This window comes from Paenibacillus sp. GbtcB18, assembly GCF_019091125.1.
Classification (GTDB): domain Bacteria; phylum Bacillota; class Bacilli; order Paenibacillales; family NBRC-103111; genus Paenibacillus_F; species Paenibacillus_F chitinolyticus.
Map to the genome: position 1 here is coordinate 1 of NZ_JAGXJX010000569.1, position 255 is coordinate 255.

General features: G+C 38.0%; 1 protein-coding gene. It reads left to right on the plus strand.

The window, feature by feature from the left end; genetic code table 11:
- Positions 1 to 255: 30S ribosomal protein S8 (rpsH, locus tag KVT34_RS30585; RefSeq protein WP_369016305.1), on the plus strand; the 255-nt coding region annotated here is incomplete at both ends.

Genomic DNA, 255 nt, shown 5'->3' on the forward strand with positions numbered 1-255 from the left:
GATTAGAGGTTCCTGCTTCTAAAATCAAAAGAGAGATCGCTGAACTTTTAAAACGTGAAGGTTTCATTCGTGATGTAGAATACATCGAGGATAACAAACAAGGTATCCTTCGTATTTACCTGAAATATGGTGCAAACAATGAACGTGTAATCACTGGATTAAAACGTATCAGTAAACCTGGCTTACGCGTTTACGCTAAAGCTGATGAAGTACCACGTGTACTTAACGGATTAGGTATCGCTCTTGTTTCTACAT